Origin of the sequence: Arthrobacter parietis (assembly GCF_039530425.1) — a bacterium.
Lineage (GTDB): Bacteria > Actinomycetota > Actinomycetes > Actinomycetales > Micrococcaceae > Arthrobacter_D > Arthrobacter_D parietis.
This window is the reverse complement of the sequence record NZ_BAAAON010000002.1, coordinates 678,013-698,439: the sequence shown is the minus strand read 5'-3', so window position 1 is coordinate 698,439 and position 20,427 is coordinate 678,013. Positions and strand designations below refer to the sequence as shown.

At 62.5% G+C, this 20,427-nt stretch carries 19 protein-coding genes and 1 tRNA gene; 15 read left to right on the top strand and 5 right to left on the bottom strand.

Features of this window, described 5'->3' with window-relative positions; translation table 11 throughout:
• The first annotated feature begins 30 nt into the window (after nt 1-30).
• The 5 genes from nadD to ABFX19_RS11440 all read left to right on the top strand — a co-directional run bounded on the left by nadD (nt 31) and on the right by ABFX19_RS11440 (nt 3,099).
• Nucleotides 31-690 (top strand): nicotinate-nucleotide adenylyltransferase, encoded by a 660-nt coding sequence (gene nadD, locus ABFX19_RS11460; protein ID WP_268760498.1) that lies wholly within the window; start codon nt 31-33, stop codon nt 688-690.
• Nucleotides 691-819: 129 nt separating this feature from the next.
• Nucleotides 820-1,800: a hypothetical protein gene (locus ABFX19_RS11455; protein WP_346028340.1), complete on the top strand. Its 981-nt coding sequence runs from the start codon at nt 820-822 to the stop codon at nt 1,798-1,800.
• 25 nt (nt 1,801-1,825) lie between these two features.
• Complete coding sequence (gene rsfS / locus ABFX19_RS11450) at nt 1,826-2,233, top strand: ribosome silencing factor (RefSeq protein WP_277358886.1); 408 nt, start codon at nt 1,826-1,828, stop codon at nt 2,231-2,233.
• The gene (locus tag ABFX19_RS11445; RefSeq protein ID WP_056547315.1) at nt 2,230-2,931 is read left to right on the top strand and encodes a histidine phosphatase family protein; all 702 of its coding nucleotides are present in this window, start codon (nt 2,230-2,232) and stop codon (nt 2,929-2,931) included. The genes rsfS and ABFX19_RS11445 overlap by 4 nt, the downstream gene beginning before the upstream one ends.
• 92 nt (nt 2,932-3,023) lie before the next feature.
• Nucleotides 3,024-3,099 (top strand) — tRNA-Ala (locus ABFX19_RS11440).
• A 62-nt stretch (nt 3,100-3,161) separates the two neighbouring features.
• Here the strand turns inward: ABFX19_RS11440 and ABFX19_RS11435 are convergent.
• Entirely contained in the window at nt 3,162-3,374 is a 213-nt protein-coding gene (locus ABFX19_RS11435; protein WP_277358885.1) for a hypothetical protein, read from the bottom strand.
• 162 nt (nt 3,375-3,536) lie between these two features.
• Here ABFX19_RS11435 and ABFX19_RS11430 point away from each other — a divergent pair, with 162 nt between their 5' ends.
• Nucleotides 3,537-4,208, top strand: coding sequence for a S41 family peptidase (locus ABFX19_RS11430; RefSeq protein WP_346028339.1), 672 nt, complete (start codon nt 3,537-3,539; stop codon nt 4,206-4,208).
• Entirely contained in the window at nt 4,205-5,407 is a 1,203-nt protein-coding gene (locus tag ABFX19_RS11425; protein ID WP_346028338.1) for a MalY/PatB family protein, read from the top strand. Before ABFX19_RS11430 ends, ABFX19_RS11425 begins: the two co-directional genes overlap by 4 nt.
• Here the strand turns inward: ABFX19_RS11425 and ABFX19_RS11420 are convergent.
• Entirely contained in the window at nt 5,404-6,333 is a 930-nt protein-coding gene (locus ABFX19_RS11420) for a 5'-3' exonuclease (protein ID WP_346028337.1), read from the bottom strand. The two genes, ABFX19_RS11425 and ABFX19_RS11420, sit on opposite strands and share 4 nt — an antisense overlap.
• A 381-nt stretch (nt 6,334-6,714) precedes the next feature.
• Here ABFX19_RS11420 and ABFX19_RS11415 point away from each other — a divergent pair, with 381 nt between their 5' ends.
• Nucleotides 6,715-7,845, top strand: coding sequence for an App1 family protein phosphatidate phosphatase (locus ABFX19_RS11415; protein WP_404800733.1), 1,131 nt, complete (start codon nt 6,715-6,717; stop codon nt 7,843-7,845).
• Here the strand turns inward: ABFX19_RS11415 and ABFX19_RS11410 are convergent.
• Nucleotides 7,842-8,957, bottom strand: a complete 1,116-nt coding sequence (locus ABFX19_RS11410; protein ID WP_346028336.1) for an FUSC family protein — start codon at nt 8,955-8,957, stop codon at nt 7,842-7,844. The genes ABFX19_RS11415 and ABFX19_RS11410 overlap by 4 nt on opposite strands.
• Nucleotides 8,958-9,294: 337 nt before the next feature.
• Here ABFX19_RS11410 and ABFX19_RS11405 point away from each other — a divergent pair, with 337 nt between their 5' ends.
• Nucleotides 9,295-10,239, top strand: a complete 945-nt coding sequence (locus ABFX19_RS11405) for a methylenetetrahydrofolate reductase (protein WP_346028335.1) — start codon at nt 9,295-9,297, stop codon at nt 10,237-10,239.
• Nucleotides 10,240-10,274: 35 nt separating this feature from the next.
• A complete protein-coding gene (gene metE / locus ABFX19_RS11400) occupies nt 10,275-12,602 on the top strand; it encodes a 5-methyltetrahydropteroyltriglutamate--homocysteine S-methyltransferase (protein ID WP_346028334.1) in 2,328 nt (775 codons plus the stop codon).
• 100 nt (nt 12,603-12,702) lie between these two features.
• Here metE and ABFX19_RS11395 read toward each other — a convergent pair whose 3' ends face one another.
• Nucleotides 12,703-13,638: a LysR family transcriptional regulator gene (locus ABFX19_RS11395; RefSeq protein ID WP_056547334.1), complete on the bottom strand. Its 936-nt coding sequence runs from the start codon at nt 13,636-13,638 to the stop codon at nt 12,703-12,705.
• Between the two features lie 357 nt (nt 13,639-13,995).
• On the opposite strand from ABFX19_RS11395, the gene nrdH reads away from it, so the two are divergent.
• The 5 genes from nrdH (at nt 13,996) to ABFX19_RS11370 (ending at nt 18,373) form a co-directional block, all read left to right on the top strand.
• Nucleotides 13,996-14,241, top strand: a complete 246-nt coding sequence (gene nrdH, locus ABFX19_RS11390) for a glutaredoxin-like protein NrdH (protein ID WP_056547337.1) — start codon at nt 13,996-13,998, stop codon at nt 14,239-14,241.
• 42 nt (nt 14,242-14,283) lie between these two features.
• Entirely contained in the window at nt 14,284-14,742 is a 459-nt protein-coding gene (gene nrdI, locus ABFX19_RS11385; protein ID WP_346028333.1) for a class Ib ribonucleoside-diphosphate reductase assembly flavoprotein NrdI, read from the top strand.
• Nucleotides 14,739-16,889: a class 1b ribonucleoside-diphosphate reductase subunit alpha gene (gene nrdE, locus ABFX19_RS11380; RefSeq protein ID WP_277358877.1), complete on the top strand. Its 2,151-nt coding sequence runs from the start codon at nt 14,739-14,741 to the stop codon at nt 16,887-16,889. Before nrdI ends, nrdE begins: the two co-directional genes overlap by 4 nt.
• Before the next feature lie 136 nt (nt 16,890-17,025).
• Nucleotides 17,026-18,000 (top strand): class 1b ribonucleoside-diphosphate reductase subunit beta, encoded by a 975-nt coding sequence (gene nrdF / locus ABFX19_RS11375; RefSeq protein WP_346028332.1) that lies wholly within the window; start codon nt 17,026-17,028, stop codon nt 17,998-18,000.
• Between the two features lie 166 nt (nt 18,001-18,166).
• Nucleotides 18,167-18,373: a hypothetical protein gene (locus ABFX19_RS11370; protein ID WP_346028331.1), complete on the top strand. Its 207-nt coding sequence runs from the start codon at nt 18,167-18,169 to the stop codon at nt 18,371-18,373.
• 242 nt (nt 18,374-18,615) lie between these two features.
• Here the strand turns inward: ABFX19_RS11370 and ABFX19_RS11365 are convergent, their stop codons facing one another.
• Nucleotides 18,616-20,364, bottom strand: coding sequence for an FAD-binding protein (locus tag ABFX19_RS11365; protein WP_346028330.1), 1,749 nt, complete (start codon nt 20,362-20,364; stop codon nt 18,616-18,618).
• Nucleotides 20,365-20,427 lie beyond the last annotated feature (63 nt).

The window sequence follows — 20,427 nt, the reverse complement described above, 5'->3', positions numbered from 1 at the left end:
GCTCCGCCCGCGTCCACCCCTGAGCAAGGGATACTCCCGAACGCTCGCCCTTCCGATGGCCCTGCCCGCTGGCGTCTGGGAGTCATGGGTGGAACCTTCGATCCGATCCACCACGGTCACCTCGTTGCGGCCAGTGAAGTTGCGGCAGCCTTCGACCTCGACGAAGTCGTCTTTGTTCCGACGGGCCAACCCTGGCAGAAAAATGCCCAGGAAGTCAGCCCGGCCGAGCACCGCTACCTCATGACCGTAGTGGCCACGGCATCAAACCCGCGGTTCACGGTGAGCAGGGTGGATATCGACCGCCCGGGCCCTACCTACACGATCGACACACTCCGGGACCTGCGAGCTACACGGCCGGAAGCGGAGTTGTTCTTCATCACGGGCGCGGACGCCATGGCGCAGATTCTCTCCTGGAAGAACGTGGATGAGCTGTGGTCTCTGGCGCACTTCGTCGGTGTCACCAGGCCTGGTCATGAACTGAGCACGCAACGCAAGGACGTCAGCCTGATGGAAGTTCCGGCTATGTCGATTTCTTCGACAGACTGCCGTCGCCGAGTCTCGGGTGGAGAGCCGGTCTGGTACCTGGTTCCGGACGGCGTCGTGCAGTACATCGCAAAGCATGGGCTCTACCGGAAAGGTGCCCCTGAGACGGGAACGCCGGTCCAACCTGAAGTGTCCACAACAACATGACAATCACTGGGTGAAGAAGTAATGAGTAACGGTCACGAGTCCCCGCAGAGCCGGAGGTCGCTCCGACAAGCGAGCGCAGCCTCCGCCGGGGACCACTTGCCGTCGCAGGGAAGTTCCGAGGGGGCACTGATGCCCGGGCACCGGCCGCCGGCGCAGTCCGGCAAGCCGGCGGCTGTCAGCCTTGAACCTGCGCCCCGCGAACGGCGCAGCCGGCGGGCAGCAAACGCTCCTGTGGACGCGCCGTCGGCCGTGTCGGCTCCGTCCACGGAACGTCTGTCGCAGGTCCGTGCCCGTGACCGCGAAATGCTGCGCAGCTACCGTGCGCTGGCTGACCAGCAAGTTGACCAGCCCGCAGGTATCCCCACCCGACGCCAACTTCGTCTCCAGCAGCAGGCAGCCCGCGAGAAGGCGCTGCAGGCTGAAGGCACTCCTCTCACGTCGCCCGCCGAGGTAAGCCCATCTGACGTTGCTCATCCGGACGGGATGACGGTGGAGCAAGCTCTGGCTGCGCGTGAAGCAATTGCTCACCAAGCGCAAAACCAGGTGGCGGTCATGGAAGCGGCGGCGAAGGACGATCCCTTCTCGGTTGACCTGGAGATCCTCGCCCAGCAGAAGGCACTTGCCGAGCGTGCAGCCGTGCTCAACACGCGCGCGCAGAAAATCCAGCAGCTCACGCAGGAGAACCGGCAGCGCAAGCCGCTGCTCAATGACCCGACAACGGCGCACAATCTCTCGATCGTTTCCCCGGTCGAGTTCGTTCGGGCTCCGACGGAAATTCCGGAGGGCGCTGAGCCCTCGACCTCCCACATCCCGGTTGTGACTGCGCCCGCTGTGCCGAGCAGGCCGCCGTCGTCGGCGTTGTCTCCGGACTCTGCGGGACGCTCGCAGGTGCTAGCGCAGGCGGAGGCAATGGTCCGTGAACAGCGCCGTCCGGGTTCCGACGGCGCCACTCCAATCCGTGCGCGCAGCGCCCACGGATTGGAGCCCCTTGATGCGATGACGGCAGGACTGGCACGTGTCCAGCGAATGCGAATCGCGCAGTATTCGGTAGTAGGTTTGGGCGCTCTGGCGCTCATCACCGGAATCATGATGATCGTCGGCCGCTTTTAGCAGCCGACCACACCCTAGGAGATTAGTGAGCGCATCGGAATCGTCTATTGCGATTGCCCGCACCGCAGCACGCGCGGCGACGGACAAAATTGCAGAGGACATCGTGGCCATCGACGTCAGTGAACGCCTGGCGATCACTGACGTCTTCCTTGTGGCCTCGGCCCCCAGCGAGCGCCAGGTCAACGCCATTGTTGACGGCATCGAAGAAGAACTCTCAAAGCAGGACCTGAAACCCGTACGCCGCGAGGGCCGGAGCGAGGGCCGCTGGGTGCTGCTTGATTACGCTGAGGTGGTCATTCACGTGCAGCACCAGGAAGACCGCGTTTTCTACGCCCTGGAGCGGCTGTGGGGCGACTGCCCCAAGGTTGACCTGCAGCTGGAGGGCGCGTCGGGCGCTGCTCCCGCAGACACCGCGTCCGCCGACGCCGAGTGAGTCCGCGCGCCGTAGACAGCGCAGCTGGGGACTCCGCACCAGAGGGTCGGCGGATCGTTTTCTGGCGGCACGGTCGGACTGAGTGGAACGCCCGCGGCCTGTTCCAGGGCCAGGAGGACATCGCGCTCGATGATCTTGGCAGGCAGCAGGCTGCACAGGCAGCGCACGAGCTGAAGCACCTGTCGCCGTCGCTCATTGTGTCCTCGGATCTGGAACGGGCGCGGGATACTGCAGCGGCATTGAGCGTAGCCACGGGAGTGCCTGTGGGTACGGACCCACGCTTCCGGGAGACCTATGCCGGCCAGTGGCAGGGACTTGCGTTCGCGGAGATCGGCGCGAGGTTTCCCGAGGAGCAGCAGGCGTGGCATGAAGGTGATCCCTTTGTTGCTGCCGGCGGTGGAGAGAGCCGGTCGGACGTCGGCGGGCGCATGAAGGCGGGGACGCTAGAGGCCGTCGCTCAGTTGGCGCCGGGACAGACGCTCGTCGTGGTCAGCCACGGCGGAGCGATCCGCGCAGGCGTTGCCGCCCTGATGGGTATCCCGGCGAACCTCTGGGGATCGCTGGCTGGTGTGGCCAACTGTCACTGGTCGGTTCTGGAGGAGCTGAATCCGTCGTCGTCGGCGGTGCCGCTCAGATGGCAGTTGACCGAGCATAACGTCGGGCTGGCATCCATGCCGTCGTCGCCGCTGGAAGGTTGAATCGACGCCGTCGCGCCGATTTTGCGGGGGCAGGAAAATTGTCTAAACTGAACAAGTTGCGTCGGCCCGATCAGGGCGGGTTCAACGGGTTTGGGGCTGTGGCGCAGCTGGTAGCGCACCTGCATGGCATGCAGGGGGTCAGGGGTTCGAGTCCCCTCAGCTCCACCAACAATCCGCTGGAACACAGGGAAGTAGCCTGGTTTCAGCGGATTTTTGTTCTTCGACGCCTTTCAGTGCTCGCACTCAGCAGTTGGCCACTCAAAGGCGCCACCAGCATCGGCGATGTAGGCTGAATCAACGACGGCGTTGGGGGAGCGGTGCAGAAGCAAGTACATGAACACCGTACAGACCTGGGCGTCAAGGACAGAGCCTGAGGTGGCAAGCGCACGACCGTCGATGTTCGGGGATAGGCCCGCCTGGATGGACAGGCCAGCGAACCACATGTGCGACAACTACGGCCAGCACCGGGATTGAACCAGACCGCCGGGGCGCCGGTTATCAGGGTTGTGGCAGCATCGGTGTGTTTAGTCTTGTCTTCAGCAGGCTGCGGTTCCGTCCAGGCCGATTCACCACCGCCGGAGCCAAAGGAACACGTACGTGCCTACATGTTGCAGGCACTGTCTTTCATTGAGGAGAACTCCTACGACGTGGCAACTTCGTTGCGTCCGGATTGGGAACAAGTCGAGCAATCCGCGCTGGAACGGACTTCCGAGGCACAGACCACGCAGGATACCTATCCCGTCATCGCGGACGTTCTGCGGAAGGCTACCGGCGATCACAGCTTCCTCCTCACCCCTGATGAGATAGCGGCCACGAAGTCAGGGGAACGGGAAACTCCGTCATCCATCATGGTGGGGCAAGACATAGCCGCTCTGAGTATTCCTGCCTTCAATGAAACCGCCGGTGGGCTAGTGGCGGATTACGTGAATTCCGCCATCGAAGAACTTGCTGCCCAGGAGGCCGAAGTCGCCTGCGGATGGATAGTAGACCTCCGGCGCAACGGAGGAGGAAACATGTTGCCTATGCTGCTTTCTGTAGCGCCCTTCCTGCCGGACGGGCAGGTTATGTCCTTCCTTGACGGCGCAGGTGTGGAGACAAAGGTCTCTCTTGCAGGCATGAGCGTTCTGCTCGACGGCGAGACACAGTTGAGTTCAGCAACAGCTGCTCCCGACCTTTCGAACCAACCGTTGGCGGTCCTTCAATCAAGTGACACAGCCAGCTCAGCCGAGGCGACGCTCATATCCCTCCTGGTGATCGTGTATAGATTGGCTCCATGAACCCGCTTTCCGAGCTCTCCCTTGCACAGCTGCAGCAGCGGACCAGCGTGAAGTGGCGCACCTACGCAGCTGATGTTCTGCCGCTGTGGGTCGCCGAAATGGATGTTTCCCTGGCACCGCCGGTCCACGCCCGATTGAAGCGTGCCATCGACCTCGGAGACACCGGCTATCCTGCGGGAAACGAATACGCAGAAGCGTTTCGGGAGTTCGCCGCTGCCCGGTGGTCGTGGGACGGTGTCGATCCGGACCGCGTTGCGCTGGTTCCGGACGTCATGCTGGGAATAGTGGAAACCCTTCGGTTGATCACCGGTCCGGGGGATCCCGTGGTAGTCACTCCACCCGTTTACGCGCCGTTCTTTGCGTTCATCGAGCATGCGGACCGGAAGGTCCTTGCAGCACCTCTCGGTGAGGATGGACGGTTGGATCCGGTCGCTCTCGATGATGCATTCCGGAGGGCAAGCTCCCAGTCCGAGCACCCCGTGTTTCTCCTGTGCAACCCGCACAACCCCACCGGAACTGTCCACACACGCCAGGAACTCGAAGGAGTCGCCGTCCTTGCTCAACGGCACGGTGTGCGGGTCATCTCCGATGAAATCCACGCCCCGCTTGTACTCTCGGGCGCCAGCTTCACACCGTACTTGAGCGTCGCCGGAAGTGAAGACGCGTTTTCACTTGTTTCCGCCTCGAAGGCCTGGAACCTTGCCGGGCTCAAAGCGGCGCTGCTGCTCGCCGGTCCAGCCGCAGCATCGGACCTGGCCCGGCTTCCCGAAGAAGTCGGCCACGGGGCGAGCCACCTCGGTGTGCTTGCTCACACGGCCGCCTTCCGGGAGGGTGGCTCGTGGCTTGATTCACTCCTCACGGGCCTCGACTATAACCGGGCGCTGCTGGGAGACCTCATCGTTGAGCATCTCCCCGGGGCGGCGTTGACCAGGCCGGAAGGGACGTACCTGGCATGGCTCGACCTTCGCGAGCTCGGATTCGAGGAGGGTGCGGGAAGCGGCGGTCTAGCCGTCGTGACCGACCTTGCGGGACCGGCACGGTTTTTTCTCGACACCGCCCGCGTTGCGCTCAGCTCAGGGCACGTCTTCGGAAGTGGCGGAGCGGGTCACGCGCGCATCAACTACGCCACCCACCCGGACATCCTCACCGAAGCCGTCCAGCGCATGGGCCGCGCGCTCCGGGAACGGCCGGCCAACTAGCCGCGGGCGGCGTACGCCTTCAGCACGCGGTCCGCCGCTCCGCCGAGATTCCACTGGTCAGCCAGTTTCTTCAACTTTTGTTCGTGATCGGTATCGAGCGGCCTGATCCGTGACTCGAATGTTCCGAGGTCGAGGTCCCTGACCACATTCACCACGGTTGGGGCGACAGCGAGGTAATCTGCTGCAGCTGTGAGCTTCTGGCGTATCGACGCAGACATCGAGCTGGAGGGGTTCGAGGCCGCTTCCATGATGCCGTCCAGGTCAACAAACTCCTTGAGCAGGCTGGCCGCTGTCTTATCTCCGATGCCGGAAACTCCGGGCAGCCCGTCCGAAGCATCGCCCCGCAAGGCAGCGAAGTCGGCGTACTGGCCGGGGAGCACTGCGTACTTGCTTACCACCGTCACATCGGTCACTGCTTCAAGTTTGCTCATGCCGCGAGCGGTGTACAGGACGCGGACGCCGGTGGCGTCGTCGATAAGCTGGAAAAGATCGCGGTCACCGGTGACGATATCCACCGGCGCGGCTGCCTGGCTGGCAAGGCTGCCGATGACATCGTCTGCTTCGTGGTGAGCCGCGCCGATGATCGGGAGGTCGAGCGAAGCCAGGACTTCGCGGATCAGGGGCAGCTGGGCAACCAGTCCCTCCGGCGTCTCCTCGACATCAGGACCGTCGGACACATTCCTGGCGACCCGGTGCTCCTTATAACTCGGGACCAGCTCCACGCGCCATTTCGGCCGCCAGTCATCATCCCAGCACGCGACGAGGTGCGTGGGTTCGTAATCGGTCACCAGCCGGGAAATCATGTCGAGCAGCCCGCGCACGGCGTTGACGGGCATCCCGTCGGCTGCTTTGAGACTGTCCGGCAGCCCGTAGAAGGCGCGGAAGTATAGGGACGGAGTATCCAGGAGCATCAGTCGTTCGGCCACACATCGATACTGCCACGGTCAGGCGGAAGATTGACGACGCCGGTGCGCCGTCCGGCTATGAACGCCAGCTGGGCAGATAAATCCATTTGGTTGACGAAACCTCTTGAAGGTTGGAGTGATGAAGTTCACACTGGAAACGGCAACTCAAAGCACGAACGAAGCATGGGGCGATCATGAGCGGACTAATGCGATGCCGCCAGTGTCAGAGGACCTGGCTTGTCGAAAGCAAGACTGCTGAAACAGTCACTTCCCAGAATCACGCCTTCCTCAATCCGGGGCATAGAACGGTCACGGTCTGGAAACGGGTGGAGCAGCATGCCGAAGTGAGCGCCTGAGGGATTCCTCCTGTAGGGACGCCTCTGACCGTGCAAGACTGGTCGCATGGCATCCGACAAGGCATCACCCGAGCCTCCCGCGCCCGCGCTCCCTCCGCATGAGGACGAGGTGCGGGAGCGAACCCACCTCGGTTTGATGATCGGCGACACCTGGCATGCGCTGCAGACCCGCATCGCGGAGCAACGGGGCCGCGTGGAGACGATCATCCCGTACACCGGTTACGGCACCACAAGCTGGGTCCGCATTCTGGCACGCGTTGTGCTCTCCAATCCCCGCGATCTCCAGCCGCTCGAAGGCAAGGAGATGATGAAACCCATCAAGGAGGGGCTGCGGGGGTGGCGCAACTTCGTCAGTGCCCCGGTGCGCTACGCCGAAGTGACACTCGAAATCGACGGAACCAGCGCCGTCGTGCATGCGGACCGCGGCGGAGTCATCGACGTTCACGTAGAAGCCTCACTGACACCGGGGTGGCATACCGTCCGGATCAAGTCGGGTGACTCAGTTGTCGCAGACGCTCCAGTCCGTGTTGTTGAAGACGACGTGACGTTCGGCGTTGTCTCCGATATCGACGACACCGTGATGGTGACTGCGCTGCCACGGCCGTTCCTGGCGGCCTGGAACACATTTGTTCTCGACGAGCATGCCCGCACGCCGACTCCCGGAATGTCGGTGCTCATGGAAAGGATCGTGCGGCAGAATCCCGCAGCGCCGGTCCTGTACCTCTCCACGGGCGCCTGGAACGTGGCTCCGGCGCTGACCCGTTTTCTGTCGAGAAACCTCTATCCGGCCGGGCCCAAACTGCTGACGGACTGGGGCCCCACCCGGGATCGCTGGTTCCGGAGCGGCCAGGAACACAAGCGATCCTCGCTCGAGCGGCTCGCGGAGGAGTTTCCGTCAGTGAAGTGGCTCCTGGTCGGCGATGACGGTCAACACGACGAGGCGATCTACGCCGAATTTGCCCGGAATCATCCGGGGAACGTCCGGGCGATTGCCATCCGCCAACTCTCACCAAGCGAGGCGGTACTGGCCGGCGGCCGGTCGAAGAAGAGCCCGGCCGGATCCACCCCCGGGATTCCGTGGGTTTACGCCAGGGACGGCGCGGGCATGTCCGAGCAGCTGAGCAAGCTGGGGATTGTCGAAGGCGCTGTGCGCATTGATCCCGAGGACGAAGCCTAGCTCTGGCTCTGCTCGGAATCCGGCACGGCTTCCTCATACGGCGACGTTGATTCTGCACGCACTGTCAGCAGAATGCGCCGCAAATCCATGCCTAGCGCAGCCGTTGCCTGGATTCGCTGTTCCGCTGCTGCGCCGGAGGCGATCTCCTGCATCAAGCGTTCTACAGCGGCCTCCGCCTCTGTCATGGTGGGTCCATCCGGATCCCAGGCATTCAACGCCTCCGCCGTGCGCACAATTGCATCACGAAGGGGGTCGACAAGCGCCGGCGGCAGGGGAGTGGATTCCGGGGTGTGCCAGATGACCCCCGCCAGCACCTCCGTCATGTCCTGGACGTGGAACGCGATCCGTTCCATCGCCTGCAGGCGCTGGTAATCAGCACTCAGATCCCGCTTGTGGCGCAACCGCCGCGGGTTTCCGCGCCGGCTGCTATCCGCCAGCTGGACCGCGGAACGCACCTCCTGGCCCAGGTTCGACATGCTGCTCTCGCGCTCCGCCCACTCCTCGTGCTCAGGCGGCCAGGACTCGCCCAGGGCCGCAGCCATGTCCGAGAGCTGCTGCGCAAGCAGTTCCCGGAAATTCCGGAGCCCACGGAGCGCGCCGTCCAGGTGAAGCGGCGGAAACACCAGCATGTTCACCGACAAGCCCACGACCACGCCTACCAGCATCTGAATGAGGTATCCGAAGGAATACTCCTCCGGGCTATCGCCACCGACGAGGAGGACAAACAGCGAGGCGATCGGAATCCAGTCACGCCCTGCGCCCAATTTCGGCAGCCCGGCGGCAAGGACGCCCACGCCGACGACGATGGCGACGGATACCACCGAGACGTCACCGATGAGGATGATCGGAAACGCCAGAGCAAAGCCGACGGTCAAACCGATGAGGGTCTGTAAGCCCTGACGGGCCGAGCCGGCGACCGTCGGGTACATGCAGGCCACCGCGCCGAGCGGGGCGTAGTACGGGTATTGGGCAGCTACACCGGGCACCCGCAGCGCGATCCACCAGGCGATGGCGGCAGCGAGGGCTGTCTTGATTGCCAGAAGCACCCTCTCATGGGTGATCAGCTTTCTCGCGCGGGTTCCGGCCGGCGAACCGGTAAGTGAGCTTAGCATTTCTCAAGTATGACAACCGATTATGAGAGTCCAATGAGCGCACGCTTACCGCGGCCGGAAAGAAATGTTTCGCGGGTGTGCAACATTCTTGAAGGCGTGCTTGCCGGTGCCGTAACGTTCAGGTCAAGTTACTTCCGTAACGGGTCAGCGACTCCCCATCGAGGGAGTGTGGGTGCCCCCATGTGGGCCTGACATTTGTTTCGCAGGAGTTCCCTTCAGCGCGGCCGCGCTGTTGTGTGGACTTTCTCCTGCTTCCTTTCCCTTATTTCATTTCGGTCTCATCCGCGCTCAAGCTTTGAGCAGCGGTAACCGGATGTCCTAACGACCGAGGATACGAATGTCACCACCGTCCAAGTCCGCCTATTCCGTAGGTCCCCCGGCTTCGCAGCCTTACCCCGCCCTGTCCTATGAGCTTTATCCTCCCCGCAGTACCGCTGCGGCTGAAACCCTCTGGCGCACCATCCGTGAACTGGAGCAGACCAGTCCGGATTACGTGTCGGTGACCTACGGCGCCTCCGGTTCAAACCGGGATACGGCCGTCGAGTTGCTCTCCCGACTCCTGTCGGATTCATCACTTCGCCCACTGGCCCACCTGACCTGCGTAGGCAATACCCGAGAGTATCTGCTGGACCTCGTGGATGAACTCATCACCCTGGGCGTCCGGGGTATCCTCGCCCTCCGCGGCGACACCCCGAAAGACCCCAGTGTGGGCGCGGGGGACCTGCCCTATGCCAGCGACCTGGTGAAACTCGTCCGCGAGGCCGAGCGACGCCGAACCGCCCACCTCTGCGCGGGCAGACTGGCCGTCGGCGTAGCGGCGTACGCCACCAGACATCCGGAGTCGCCCAGTTTTGGCCACGACATTGAGGCCTTGCTTGCCAAGCAGGCGGCAGGCGCCGATTTCGCGATTACCCAGGTATTTTTCTTCCCCGACCACTATCAGCGGCTGGTGTCCGCTGCCCGTCGTGCCGGCGTCGACATCCCGATCATCCCCGGCGTCATGCCCCTCACGAGCGTGCGCCGGCTTGATCGACTGGCCGAGCTCGCGGGCATTGAGATGGATCACCAACTGCGGAACCGGCTGGCGGCAGCCACCGACGGCGCCGCCCGACGCCGCATTGGCGTTCAGGCAACGGTGAACCTCGCCAATGCTGCTCTCGACGCCGGCGCACCGGGAATTCACCTCTACACCTTCAACGAGCACGCCGCAGCGCTGGACGTGCTCGAAAACCTTCAGCTTCGCCGTCCTCCCGTTCCGGGTGGACTCAGCCGATCCGCTTAGCAAACGTCAAGAAACGTTAGACAAAGGACATATCCATGAGCACCGCATTTCCGAAAGCCACCATCATTGGTTACCCGCGCATTGGCCGCCGCCGCGAGCTGAAGAAGGCGGTTGAAGCCTATTGGGCCGGCCGCACCTCAGCGGCTGAGCTTGAGACAACCGCGGCCGAGTTGCGGGTTGCGTCCTACGCCCGCCTGACCGAGCTGGGCCTGGAGACAGGCAATTACTCCATTCCGGCGTCGTTCTCCCTGTATGACCAGGTGCTGGACACCGCGGTCACCTTTGGTGCCGTGTCAAACCGTTTCAAGGACCTGTACGACGCCGACGGTTCGCTTGGTCTCGACGCTTACTTCACGCTTGCCCGCGGTGACAAGGAGCGCCAGCCGCTCGAAATGACCAAGTGGTTCGACACCAACTATCACTACCTGGTCCCCGAGATCGGTCCCGACACTGTTTTCTCCCTGGCGAATGACTGGATCCTGCGGGACGTCGCGGAAGCCGCTGCGGCAGGGTATTCGGTACGGCCGACGCTTATCGGCCCTGTCACGTTCCTGTTGCTCAGCAAGGCCGCGGACGAGGCTCCCGCAGGGTTCAATCCGCTGAGCCGCCTGGATGACCTGCTTCCGCTGTACGTGGAGCTGCTCGGCAAGCTTGCGGATGCCGGCGTTGAGTGGGTCCAGCTCGAGGAGCCGTCCCTGGTGGCGGACCAGGCAATTCCTGAGCGTGAGGTGGCGGCCGCCGTGGAGCGTGCCTACGCAGCGTTGGCCACAAACGCGGCGAAGCGCCCGGCCATCCTGGTTACCAGCCAGTACGGGTCGCTCGGTTCGTTGCTTCCGGTAATTGCCGGAACCGACATCGACGCGCTGCACATCGACGTCTTCAAGGGCGCCGTGCCCGCGGGGGAGGATCTTGCCAAGTTCGTATCGACCACGCTTGTCGCCGGCCTGGTGGACGGACACAACATCTGGAAGGCCGACCTCGGCGCCGCTGCCTACAAGCTGGCCGAGCTGGAAGCCTCAGTGCCCGCGCTGGCCGTGTCCACCTCCACGTCGCTGCAGCACGTACCGCACGACGTCGGCGATGAGCAGCAGCTTGACGCCCAGTTGCGGAGCTGGCTGGCTTTCGCGGACCAGAAGGTCACCGAAGTTGTCACCCTCGCGCGGGCGATCGGTAGCCCGGGAGCCGTTGACGCTGAGATCGCTGCAACGGACGAGGTTCTGGCATCCCGTGCCGGAGCCGCCGGCGTGAACCGCGCCGAAGTGCGGAACCGCGCTGCCGCCCTGACGCCGTCGGACTTCTCCCGTGGGGACTATGCGGTGAGGCTCGCCGCCCAGGAGGACGCGCTGAACCTGCCCGCCCTCCCGACCACCACCATTGGATCCTTCCCGCAGACTCCGGAGGTCCGGTCCGCCCGCGCACGTGCCAACAAGGGCGACCTGACTGCGGAGCAGTACGAGCAGCTCATGAAGGACGAGATCAACCGCGTCATCGACCTGCAGGAAGAGCTCGGCTTCGATGTACTGGTGCATGGCGAGCCGGAGCGCAACGACATGGTGCAATACTTCGCTGAGAACCTCGACGGCTTCGACGTGACGGTCCATGGCTGGGTTCAGTCGTATGGTTCGCGCTGCACCCGGCCGTCGATCCTGTGGGGCGACGTCAGCCGGCCGGCGCCGATCACCGTTCCCTGGACGGAGTACGCCCAGTCCTTGACCGACAAGCCGGTCAAGGGCATGCTGACCGGTCCCGTGACAATCCTCGCGTGGTCCTTCGTCCGCGACGACCAGCCGCTGGGCGACACCGCAAACCAGGTGGCGCTGGCGCTCCGTGATGAGGTGACTGATCTGGAGGCCGCCGGCATCAAGGTGATCCAGGTGGATGAACCGGCGCTGCGCGAACTCCTGCCGCTGCGCACGGAGGATCAGTCCGGCTATCTCGAATGGTCGGTCAACTCCTTCAAGCTCTCGACGGCGTCCGCTGCTCCCGCAACGCAGATCCACACGCATCTGTGCTACTCCGAGTTCGGAGCGATCATTGACGCGATTGACGGGTTGGATGCCGACGTCACCTCGATCGAGGCGGCGCGGTCCCGCATGGAGGTGGTGCATGACCTGGAGGCGCACGGCTTCCAGCGCGGCGTCGGGCCCGGTGTCTACGACATCCACTCCCCGCGCGTGCCGGGTCAGGAGGAGGTCGCCGAGTTGCTGGAAAAGGCTGTGCAGCACGTGCCGGCGCGCCAGCTCTGGGTCAACCCGGACTGCGGTTTGAAGACCCGCGGCTACACCGAGACCGAGGAATCCCTGCGGAACCTCGTCAACGCCACGGTTGCCGTTCGTTCCCAGCTTGAGGCTTCGGTCTCCTAGACGCCCTCACACACGCTGAGTGCGCGGATGACCACGTTGTGCCGCAAGGACCGGCGGATCGCCCCGCGCACTCAGCGGCGTTTAACGCCTGAATCCATACCTAAGCCGGGCGGCTGCTCGTCCGCGGGGCGATCCGCCGGTCCTTCAGGACGTCGGCGAGCTGGTCCATGAAGAGACGTACCTGCGTGGTCTGCTTCCCGGCGATCTGGAGCGCGAAGATGCTGCGGGCGAGGCGAATCTCGGGAACATCGAGAGCGACGATACCTTCCGGGGCGCGCAGCATTGCCAGCTCAGGAACCAGTGCAGCACCCATACCCGCCGCGGCCATGGCGAGGCTGGCATTGAAGTCGTCGCAGTAGGCCGCGATATGCGGGTGCAGGTTGCAGCTGGCGAACAACCTTTCAATGACCGTGGCGTCCGAGGTTCCGGGGTGGTGCATGATCCATGGCATGTCCGCCAGCTGCCCTGCGGACACGGCAGACCCTTCCGCGATTCCCCACGCCGCCGGCAGGACCACGCGGAAATTATCATCACCGATCCACTGCCTGCTCACCGAGGACGGCCAGGCCAACCCGCCCTGCCCCACCTGGAAGACCAGTGCGAGATCCAGTTCGCCACCGTTCCGCAGACCGTGGATGGTCTGCGATGGCTCGCCCACGAAAACCTTCAAATTGATGCCCAGCTGTTTCCACTGCGGTGTGCGGACGAGGCGGGGGAGTGCAAAGGTGGCAAGACTGGGAAAGATCCCGAGCCGCAGTTCCTGCGTCACCGCAGCTCCCGCCTTTGCAGTGGACGCCATGAGGGTGTCGATGTCGGTCAGCACTTTGGTAGCGTGGCGCGCCATGACGACGGCGGCTTCCGTGGGAACCGCGCTCCGCGCGGACCGGGTGAACAGGGTGACGCCGGTATCCCGTTCAAGGGCGGACATCTGCTGCGACACTGCCGAGGCGGTGTAACCGAGGCGGGTTGCGGCGGACGCAAAGGAACCATGCCGGATGACCTCCAGCAGCGTCCGCAGGTGAACTGGGTTGACCACGTCGTCATCTTCTCACGGTCGGCCGACACGCCGAGCCGACACGACACGCACATGACTTTGCCTGTGTGGACAGCAGTCCACAGGCTGTGGACCGACGGAGGAGAAACCGTGCGCTTGAGCCGTTTCCTGGACCCTCCGCATGTGGATTCCCTGTGGACTAATCGGACAGCAAATGACATACTTGTAATACATCATCTTGGGGTCGGCGCCACTGCGTTGCACTAGATGTAGTATCTAGATATCGAATTACCTGCTGGCGTGGCACGTTCCGTATCAACCGTTTGGGCGGTCTGAAGAGCGGCATGAAGCCCACCAACATTGGCCGAATAACAGCACTTCACAAGGGGAGTCAGGGACATGACCGTCACGGTTTACACCAAGCCAGCATGCGTACAGTGCAACGCCACGTATCGGGCCCTGGACAAGAAGGGCATCGCTTACCAGAGCGTTGACATCTCTCAGGATCCGGCGGCGCTGGAGCGGGTTCGTTCGCTCGGTTACATGCAGGCGCCTGTTGTCATCACCGAGAAGGACCACTGGTCCGGGTTCCGTCCGGACAAGATCAATGAACTCGCCCTGGGATCGGTCACTTCCGTAGCCTAGGCCTTTCGTTTCACCCACTCGCGAGGGGCGGATGTAGTCGGGATGACAACACCAACCATCAGTCGAAGTGCCCGTGGACGGGCAGTTGGGGAACCGTTGGAAACTGACGCGCCGCTCATCTACTTTTCGTCGGCGTCGGGTAATACCCACCGGTTCGTCACCAAGTTGCCAGTTCGTTCGGCGCGGATTCCGCTCCTCACCAAAGACGACACGCTGCACGCGCTGAGTCCGTTCGTGCTGGTCCTTCCGACCTACGGCGGAATCAGCGGTCAAGGGGCAGTGCCCCGGCAGGTGATCAAGTTCCTCAATGTCGAGGACAACCGCCTGCTGCTTCGCGGCGTGATCGGCGCGGGCAATACCAACTTCGGGGACACGTACTGCCTGGCGGCGGATATTGTCGCGGCCAAGTGCAGCGTTCCCGTTTTATATCGATTTGAACTAATGGGCACGTCCGAGGACGTTGACCGGGTAACCCAAGGATTGGATGAGTTTTGGACATGACAGTCGCTGAAACAGAAGCACCCGCACTTCCGGAGCGCTTCAAGGGCCTGGGCTATCACGAGCTCAACGCCATGCTGAACCTTTACGGCCCGAACGGCGAGATCCAGTTCGAGGCTGACCGGGAGGCCGCGCACCAGTATTTCCTTCAGCACGTCAACAACAACACCGTCTTCTTTCATGACCTCGAGGAGAAGCTCGACTACCTCGTGAAGAATGAGTACTACGAGCGGGAAACCCTCGATCAGTACACAATGAACTTCATCCGTGACCTGTACAAGCGGGCCTACGAGAAGAAGTTCCGGTTCGAAACTTTCCTTGGCGCGTTCAAGTTCTACACCTCGTACACACTGAAGACTTTCGACGGCAAGCGCTACCTGGAGCGGTACGAGGATCGGGTCTGCATGGTTGCCATGCACCTCGCGCGGGGCAATGAAGACCTCGCTAACCGCATGGTTGATGAAATAATCGAGGGCAGGTTCCAGCCGGCAACACCGACCTTCCTCAACGCCGGCAAGCGGCAGCGCGGCGAGCTGGTGTCCTGCTTCCTGCTGCGCATCGAAGACAACATGGAATCGATCGGCCGCTCGATCAACTCGGCACTCCAGCTGTCCAAGCGCGGCGGCGGCGTCGCTTTCGCGCTCACCAACATCCGCGAGGTCGGCGCGCCGATCAAGCAGATCGAGAACCAGTCCTCCGGTGTCATCCCCGTGATGAAGCTTCTCGAAGACAGCTTCTCCTACGCCAACCAGCTGGGCGCACGTCAGGGCGCCGGCGCCGTGTACCTGCATGCGCACCACCCGGACATCAACCGCTTCCTCGACACCAAGCGTGAGAACGCCGATGAGAAGATCCGCATCAAGACTCTCTCGCTGGGTGTTGTCGTTCCGGACATCACTTTCGAGCTGGCGAAGAAGGACGAGGACATGTACCTGTTCTCGCCCTATGATGTCGAGCGCGTCTACGGCATGCCGTTCTCCGATATCTCGGTCACCGAAAAGTACTACGAGATGGTTGACGATTCCCGGATCAAGAAGACCAAGATCAAGGCCCGTGAGTTCTTCCAGACCCTCGCGGAAATCCAGTTCGAGTCCGGCTACCCGTACATCATGTTCGAGGACACCGTGAACCGGGCCAACCCGATCGACGGCAAGATCATCATGTCCAACCTGTGCTCGGAAATCCTGCAGGTTTCACAGCCCACCACGTACAACGATGACCTCTCCTACGCTGACACCGGCAAGGACATCTCTTGCAACCTGGGCTCGCTGAACATCGCGAAGACGATGGATTCCCCTGACTTCGGCAGCACCATTGAGACGTCCATCCGTGCTCTCTCGGCTGTGTCGGACATGTCCAACATCACCTCGGTTCCGTCGATTGCCAGGGGAAATGACTCATCGCATGCCATTGGGCTCGGGCAGATGAACCTCCATGGCTACCTGGCTCGCGAGCGGGTGCACTACGGCTCTGAAGAGGGCCTCGACTTCACCAACATCTACTTCTACTCGGTTGTCTACCACGCTGTGCGGGCTTCGAACCTGCTGGCGATTGAGACCGGGCAGACCTTCGGCGGCTTCGAGAAGTCCAAATACGCGTCCGGAGAGTTTTTCGACAAGTACACCGATCAGGAATGGGCCCCACAGACCGCGCGGGTCAAGGAACTGTTCGCCAAGGTGCATATCCCCACGCAGGAGGATTGGCGTGCGCTTAAGGCCTCGGTTATGGAGCACGGAATCTACAACCAGAACCTGCAGGCCGTGCCGCCGACCGGCTCGATCAGCTACATCAACAACTCAACCTCGTCCATCCACCCTGTGGCGTCGAAGGTCGAGATCCGCAAGGAGGGCAAGCTGGGACGCGTGTATTACCCGGCGCCGTACCTGACCAACGACAACCTGGAGTACTACCAGGATGCGTATGAGATCGGCTACGAGAAGGTCATCGACACGTACGCCGCTGCCACGCAGCACGTGGACCAGGGCCTGTCGCTGACGCTGTTTTTCAAGGACACCGCGACCACGCGTGACATCAACAAGGCGCAGATTTATGCCTGGAAAAAGGGCATCAAGACGGTCTACTACATCCGTCTCCGCCAGCTGGCGCTGGAGGGCACCGAGGTGGAGGGTTGCGTCAGCTGCATGCTGTAGTAGCTGAAGCCAACTAAAGCGAACGACGACGCCGGTGGGCCGGCGTGCAGAAAGCCGGCCCGCCGTCGTCGTACATTTATTAGAAGAAATTCACCGCCCTAGCGGGCAGTTCAAGCGAATGGGACAAGGGGTCACGATGACCGAGAAGGTTAAGTTGCTGTCGCACGTTGAAGCGATCAACTGGAACCGTATCCAGGACGAGAAAGACGTCGATGTCTGGAACCGCCTGGTCAACAACTTTTGGCTGCCCGAGAAGGTACCCCTGTCCAACGACGTCCAGTCGTGGAACACACTGACGCCGGTGGAGCAGCAGCTCACCATGCGCGTGTTCACCGGCCTCACACTCCTGGACACTATTCAGGGCACCGTTGGCGCCGTCTCGCTGATCCCCGATGCGATCACTCCGCATGAGGAAGCCGTGTACACGAACATCGCGTTCATGGAATCGGTGCATGCCAAGAGCTACTCCTCCATCTTCTCCACGCTGGCTTCCACGAAGGAGATTGACGAGGCATTCCGGTGGTCCACCGAGAACGTCAACCTTCAGAAGAAGGCCAGCATCGTCATGGATTACTACCAGGGCGACGATCCGCTGAAGCGCAAGGTGGCCTCCACGCTGCTGGAGAGCTTCCTGTTCTACTCGGGCTTCTACCTGCCCATGTACTGGTCTTCGCGCGCCAAGCTGACGAACACTGCCGACCTGATCCGCCTGATCATCCGCGATGAGGCCGTTCACGGGTACTACATCGGGTACAAATTCCAGAAGGGCCTGGAGAAGGTTTCCGAGGAGAAGCGCCAGGAGATCAAGGACTACACGTTCGAGCTGCTTTTCGAGCTGTACGAGAATGAGGTTCAGTACACGCATGATCTGTACGACGGCGTTGGCCTCGCTGAGGACGTCAAGAAGTTCCTGCACTACAACGCCAACAAAGCTCTGATGAACCTGGGCTACGAGGCGATGTTCCCGTCCTCGGTCACGGATGTGAATCCGGCGATCCTGTCGGCGCTGTCACCGAATGCGGATGAGAACCACGACTTTTTCTCCGGGTCGGGTTCGTCTTACGTGATCGGCAAGGCGGTCAACACCGAAGACGAGGACTGGGACTTCTAGCGTCGTCTGCGGCCACACGGCGTTGCTCGCTGCCGTCTGAATCTGGTTTTACGACCATGTCTTCGGAGCTGAGGGTGGTGCTACACGTATTGTCAGCCCATCGACGAAATGAGAAACGATGCTTAAGGGGCGGCTAGTCGTTGGAATAACGGCGCTCTTGTTCACCATGACAGGTTGTAGCAGTGAATCGCTCATCGGCGCGCAGCCGGACGCACCTCTAACCCACGCGGACCTCGATGTCCTACAGACAACGGCCGGTCAAGAGGACACGATTTCGGCGGAAGCGGACGTTTCCTACCTCGATGAGAACTCTTCACGTTTCCTCGCCGAGCAGGACGGTTTGCTTTTCTACGCGGGGGGTGGAGACGTCTAACGCGGGTTCCAACACCTGTCTCGTCGTCGTGTCGCAGGGTCCCGGCCAAACGACTGGTGGGTGCGACCTAAACAGCGGCGAGGAAGTCGGCGCATCGTATATCGCCTTTGGCGTTGAGGCTCGGCTCGTAACCGACGACGCAAACCTTCAGGACTATGTGGACAACGGATGGAGCACTCCTCATCCGAACCTGATTACGAGAAACAGCTCGAGCTGAATGTCCGCAGCTGGAGATTCAGTATTCACTCCAAAAGCTTGCCGGCGACGGAGTCGTCCGCGGTGGTTTCAGCGAGGGCCCGGAACGAGTCGGGAGCCGGCGGCAGCGCTTCGAAGCTGACTCCCTCTGCCGGCGACCAGATGAAGTTCCCCTTGAGGGAGGGATCCATCGCAGGGAAATCCGCTCGGTTATGGGCCCCACGCGTTTCGCGCCGTTCGAGCGCGCACTCCAGGGTGGCACGTGCGGCCAGCAGCGAGCCAAGCAGGTCGTAGGCATGGGCCAGGTCGTCGAAGCCGGCGATGTCCGGATGTGCGGTGACGTTCTGAGCACGCTCCTCCAGGGCAGCTAGCTTGTCCAGCCCTTCCTGGAGCCCCTGCTCGGTACGCACCACACCGGCATGCTCGGTCATCAGGTTGCGCAGCTCGCGCTGTAGGCGCCGTACTGACTCGGTCCCGTTCTCGCGCAACAGAGACTGCATCTCGGTGCGGGCCAGTCCGACGGCGGCCGGATCCCTACTTATCTCGGTGCGGGAGCCCACGTACGAAGCGACATGCTCTCCGGTGATGCGCCCGTAGACAAGCAGTTCGATCAGGGAATTGCCACCCAACCGGTTGGCCCCATGCAGACCCGAGGAAGCCTCGCCGATTGCAAACAGCCCGTTCACGCCGGTGCTATGGTCCTCCGGTGCTACCCACACCCCGCCCATCGAGTAATGGGCGGTGGGTGCGATTTCCATTTTGGTGGTGGTGATGTCCACCATCTGCAGGTCGATCAGGGTGCGGTAGACCCGCGGCAGCTTCTCCAGGATGGTCTCGCGCGCCAGGTGTGAGACGTCCAGATAGACGCCTCCTTTCTCGGTCCCGCGGCCCTCGGCAACCTCGGTGAATGCGGCAAGGGCCACCCGGTCCCGGGTGGAGAGTTCCATACGCGCGGGATCATAGCGTTCCATGAAACGTTGACCGAGAGCGTTCGTGAGGATACCGCCCTCTCCACGCGCGGCTTCGGAGACGAGGGTGCCGGCGGCGTCGTCGGGCTCCAGGAGGCCCGACGGGTGGAACTGAACAAGTTCCGCGTCGCGAATCCGGGCACCGGCCAGCGCTGCCAACCTGAAGGAGTCACCGGTGTTCTCGTTGCGGCGGGAGGAGGTATGCCGCCAAATTCGGGTGTGCCCACCTGCGGCCAGGATGACCGCGTCTGCGTGGATCTGCACGGGGGTGCCGTCCACGATGTCGAAGCCGTAGGCGCCGAAGATCGTGCCGTCGGCGACGAGCAGGCGGGTGATGTAGACCGTGTCGATGATCGGCACGTTCAGCTCTGCCGCCCGGCGCATCAGGGTGCGCTGGATTTCAAGACCGGTGTAGTCCCCGGCGTAGGCGGTACGGCGGTACTTGTGGGCACCGAAGAAGCGCTGCGAGATCCGTCCGTCTTCCTCCCGGGCGAACGGCATCCCCCACTGTTCGAGGTCCGCAATGCCGCGGGCCGCATTACGCGCTACGGTCTCTACGATGCTCGGGTCGGCCAGGAAGTAAGACTCGCGCAGGGTATCGGCGGCGTGCTGCTGCCAGCTGTCCTCGGGGTCCATAGTGCCCAGAGCGGCGTTGATCCCGCCAGCCGCCAGAGTGGTGTGCGCATCATGCTTGCGGCGCTTGCCCACCGCCAGCACCTGCACCCCACGCTGAGCGAGTTCGATCGAGGCGCGCAACCCGGCGCCTCCGGTACCGATCACCAGCACGGACGTGGACAGGAGGCGTTCGGAAGTGTGGTGGAGATTCATATCTACAACGGTAGGTTTGTGTGCTCCATGTTTCCAATGAATTATTTGGCTCACGATGATGCG